The organism is Pseudoalteromonas sp. SIMBA_162, assembly GCF_046535955.1.
Lineage (GTDB): Bacteria > Pseudomonadota > Gammaproteobacteria > Enterobacterales > Alteromonadaceae > Pseudoalteromonas > Pseudoalteromonas marina.
Map to the genome: position 1 here is coordinate 1 of NZ_JAWJBQ010001169.1, position 238 is coordinate 238.

The window sequence follows — 238 nt, forward strand, 5'->3', positions numbered from 1 at the left end:
CGCGGTTCCGCGTTTGGCGGCGTAAAAGGGCGCACTCAGTTGCCGGGTATGGTCGAAGAAGCAATGAGCGGAAAAATTCAGTTAGATCCGTTTATTACGCATCGCCTGCCACTGGAGCAGATTAACGAAGCGTTCGATTTAATGCATCAGGGTAAATCCATCCGTACTGTTATCCATTTTGGTGATAACTGATTCATTGGCCAGCGGATTTCACCGCTGGCACTTTCCTGAATTTTTT

At 47.9% G+C, this 238-nt stretch carries 1 pseudogene; it reads left to right on the forward strand.

The window, feature by feature from the left end:
* Positions 1-192, forward strand: a pseudogene (locus tag R0J88_RS23360) (S-(hydroxymethyl)glutathione dehydrogenase); the annotation flags it as partial.
* Between the last annotated feature and the right edge of the window lie 46 nt (positions 193-238).